The following is a 3,367-nucleotide window of genomic DNA, read 5'->3' on the forward strand; positions in this document are numbered from 1 at the left end:
CTTCGGGGCTGATTAGTGAGAAGGTCGAGGGCATTCTCACCACTGACCCGACCGTCGCCGACTCCATCAACCTCGCCGTATCCGCTGCCATCGCTGGCCTATCTGTCGGCTGGTGGAAGCTTGCCAAGCGAATGGGCTGGAAAACCTGATGTTCGGCTTCGGTCTGCTCGACTACCTCAAGCTTGGCGCGGGGGCGGCGCTAGGCGCGATGCTAGCCTTCTACCCCGCCAAGCTCATCGGACGCTCTGAGGAGCGCGCTGCTGTCCAAGCTGAGGCAGCCAAGGAAGCGCTTGCCCGCATCGATAACCTGGAGAAGAACAATGCGAGTTTCCGCAAGCTTTCGGATCGCGACCGTTGTCTTGTTTTCATGCGCGATAGCGGGCTGCCGGACAGCGCCTGCGACTAACGGGGCTGGCTATCAGTTCATCCGGTTCCAGAGCCCAGAAGCGGCTCGGGCGGCGTCTCAGGACGTTCTAGCCGGTCCAGCCATCTCGTCGAACAACAAGCAGTGCCACGCTGATGCGGCTTGCCGGAAATAAGCAAGGGTCCGACCCTTACAGGCAGATCGGACCCTCCTAGGGCCGCCTCGGGGCATATGAGCGCGGCCGCGGCGGGATAGTCGATCGGATGTCTCCGGTCAATCATGAAACCAGTGCAAGGCATGCGCATTTTCAAGGGGCAGGGGAATTGACGCCAACGGAAACTGATATGGATCTGCGCTCGCGCGTCGTCTCACTCGAACACCAGCACACTACGATCCTCCAGCGCGTTGGCGATCTGGAACGAGGTCAGCGGATGAGCGACATCGAGGACGCCAAGCGAGGTGAGCAGTTCAACAACATGAACGCCCGCTTTACGTCGCTGGATAAGAAGATTGACGATATCGGCGGAACGCTGAAATGGGTCAATCGAGCGATCACTACCGGAATCATCATGGGCGTGGTCGCCTTCATGCTCAGGGGCGGGTTCAATCTGCCCTAGCCTCGTCGGCGTTGTTCCATCAAAAAAGCCCCGCCGAAGCGGGCTATCACTATCACTTGCCAGCGATGTCGTAGCGAAGGCCCTGGGGCGTGTGAATGGGCTGGCATAATCCTCAGGGCCACCGCCGAGTCGCCCGTGTACGGGGGACAGGCGCATCATCATACGCCTGTGTCCGAACGGTTGCCAGTCGGTCTAAGCCATCGCGAGCCTGCGCGTTACGAGTACGTCAAAAGCTCAACTTGGCGACGAGAACCCGAACGGCAAATATGTAAAAGGTTCTTTTCCCAAGGGGCGAAAGTGGCGCACGAGTTTAGTTGGTATCCCCATCTTGGAGACCCGACCATTGGCGGGTGGATGACCGTTGCTTTCTACTTCGCCGCCTGTCTCAGTTGCTGGATAACCGGTGGTAGTATCCGGCATAATCATAGGCGCAGCCCTACCGATGCCCAGATCTGGCGCCAAATTTCCGTCCTGTTTTTCCTTCTCGGCATAAACAAGCAACTCGATCTCCAGTCTGGCCTGACAGAGCTTGGTCGCATGATTGCTTATTCGGGCGGTTGGTATGGCCAACGTCGGACAGTGCAAGCTGAGTTCATTTTTGGCCTTGCGGCAGCACTCGTTGTCGCAATTGTGGTCCTATGCTTCTGGGCTAGAAAGTGGCCAAAGGAGACAAGGCTCGGCCTAATCGGTTTGACTTTTGTGCTAGGGTTCGTAGTAATTCGCGCAGCGTCTTTTCATCATTTCGATGTCTTCATCGGCAGCCGGATTTTAGGGCTCAGGTGGAACTGGGTTTTGGAAATGGGCGGGATCTCAATCGTAATAATTGCGAGCGAGTGGAGACGAAGAACGAGCTTCCAGCTACGGGCGAGGCGAAAGTAGCATAACTCTCGGATAGGGCGTGCCGCATGGGGGCAGAGACTTCCCTTCTTGTCCTGGACAAGTCCGAATAGGGCGCACGGTTGGAGCAAATTCGCCCTGAAGCCCCGACCGTACGCCCGTTTGATCGTGAAGGGGCTGGGGATAGGCTCCACGAGCAACGTGCCGGAAGCTAAGGGCACAATGTTAATTTCGTATTTACGCGATAACTAATATGTAAAAGGCCTTCCGATAGCTGCAGTTGCCAATGCCAAATCGCCGCCTATTTCAAGGTGTCGACAAACAGGAGCTGGCATGAACAATCGTAACGGTCTTTTTTTGATTATTGGCGCGTTGCTCGTCATTGTAGTGGGTATGGGTATCTACATTTATCGCGAAGAGAGCAAACCCGCTGGCGTTGATATCTCCATCGGGGAAAAAGGGATCTCGGTTGAAGAGAAATAACAATCGGGTCGGGCCGACCGTCTGGCTAGGTCTCGCAGATCAGTGAGGTGAGAGGTTCAAAGAAGGGGTCCAGCCGACCTTTGAACCTCCCTGCTGCGCCAAAGGAGAGGCAGACAAAACATCTTTACAGCAACCGCTAATATTGGCTAGCGACAAAACTCACGCCGGATACTTGCGGTAAAATCTGTAATTTCTCTCCCTCCACGACAAAAGAAAACCCCGCGACCTAGCGGGGTATGAGTGGGGGAACAACTAGGAGGAAGCACCAGAATAAGAATACCTGCACGATACTAGCGTAAAAGTCGTACTCGTCAATGGACAGACATAGATACCCGGGGCGACCACACGCGATTGCAGTGCTCGCTGAGAAGGTTGAGGCCAAGGGCCGATTCGACGCAGCCCTCTGCCAAGGTCCATGCCCGGACCGTTTTACAGCCATCGGTCTCCGACTTTTGGGAGGCTCGACCCTGACGCATCCGCGTCTACATGTATGTTGGCTGCCTGCGCTGCCATGATGAACGCAGCTCGTGCTGCCTCGGCACTGGTCCATGTATCTAGCGCTCTCGCGCATGCGGCGCGAGCCACTTCCCAGTCGTCGTTCCGCTTATCCTCCGGCCATCTGTCGAGAAGTATCTCGCTCATCTGCTGGATGCTCTTCACCACACGGTAACCACCTGGTTTGACGTCGATCGCTATCCCAAACGGACGGATTTCCATTGGCTTCGACATCTCATCCTCCAATTTTACCCAAGACGATACAACCTAGAAGCCTTCCCGGTGGTGGTTCTAGCGCCGACGACTGCTTTGAGACTTTACGCTAGAAAAGCTTGAACGTGTTTAAGTCGATCAGAAGCTCGTCGCTTGCTGTCATAGAGCCTCGCCAACAGCCCAATTTCCTGGTCCGTTGGCACACCGTTTGCCCGTGTTCGTCTGAGAACCGCTAGCTGTCTGCACAGCCGTCGGTCGATTGTTGCAACGACCCGTTCCGCAAACTTCAGATCCCTTACGCGAAAATGTGGGCTTTTCATTCGAGTAACACCCGTTCCTGTTAAAACGCCTTGCAGAG

General features: G+C 55.7%; 5 protein-coding genes. 3 read left to right on the forward strand and 2 right to left on the reverse strand.

All coding sequences use genetic code 11. From position 1 onward, the window contains the following. The first annotated feature begins 148 nt into the window (after positions 1-148). Together AAAB35_RS14220 and AAAB35_RS14225 are read left to right on the forward strand one after the other, a co-directional pair. A complete protein-coding gene (locus tag AAAB35_RS14220) occupies positions 149-406 on the forward strand; it encodes a hypothetical protein (RefSeq protein ID WP_112666384.1) in 258 nt (85 codons plus the stop codon). A gap of 302 nt (positions 407-708) precedes the next feature. Beyond that, positions 709-981, forward strand: coding sequence for a hypothetical protein (locus tag AAAB35_RS14225; protein ID WP_112643831.1), 273 nt, complete (start codon positions 709-711; stop codon positions 979-981). A 234-nt stretch (positions 982-1,215) separates the two neighbouring features. On the opposite strand, the gene AAAB35_RS14230 is transcribed toward AAAB35_RS14225, so the two are convergent. Beyond that, positions 1,216-1,482 (reverse strand): hypothetical protein, encoded by a 267-nt coding sequence (locus AAAB35_RS14230; RefSeq protein WP_162719652.1) that lies wholly within the window; start codon positions 1,480-1,482, stop codon positions 1,216-1,218. Between the two features lie 669 nt (positions 1,483-2,151). Here AAAB35_RS14230 and AAAB35_RS14235 point away from each other — a divergent pair. Next, the gene (locus AAAB35_RS14235; RefSeq protein WP_340668936.1) at positions 2,152-2,301 is read left to right on the forward strand and encodes a hypothetical protein; all 150 of its coding nucleotides are present in this window, start codon (positions 2,152-2,154) and stop codon (positions 2,299-2,301) included. Between the two features lie 429 nt (positions 2,302-2,730). On the opposite strand, the gene AAAB35_RS14240 is transcribed toward AAAB35_RS14235, so the two are convergent. Next, positions 2,731-3,030 carry a DUF982 domain-containing protein gene (locus AAAB35_RS14240; RefSeq protein ID WP_112825967.1) on the reverse strand — a complete coding sequence of 100 codons (300 nt, stop codon included), beginning with the start codon at positions 3,028-3,030 and terminating at the stop codon, positions 2,731-2,733. Between the last annotated feature and the right edge of the window lie 337 nt (positions 3,031-3,367).

This window comes from Phyllobacterium sp. (assembly GCF_037994425.1).
Taxonomy (GTDB): domain Bacteria; phylum Pseudomonadota; class Alphaproteobacteria; order Rhizobiales; family Rhizobiaceae; genus Phyllobacterium.

What these genes read in the sequence shown, in the direction of transcription:
- AAAB35_RS14220 (WP_112666384.1), top strand. Translation starts at nt 149, where the DNA reads ATGTTCGGCTTCGGTCTGCTCGACTACCTCAAGCTTGGCGCGGGGGCG.
- AAAB35_RS14225 (WP_112643831.1), top strand. Translation starts at nt 709, where the DNA reads ATGGATCTGCGCTCGCGCGTCGTCTCACTCGAACACCAGCACACTACG.
- AAAB35_RS14235 (WP_340668936.1), top strand. Translation starts at nt 2,152, where the DNA reads ATGAACAATCGTAACGGTCTTTTTTTGATTATTGGCGCGTTGCTCGTC.
- AAAB35_RS14240 (WP_112825967.1), bottom strand. Translation starts at nt 3,030, where the DNA reads ATGTCGAAGCCAATGGAAATCCGTCCGTTTGGGATAGCGATCGACGTC.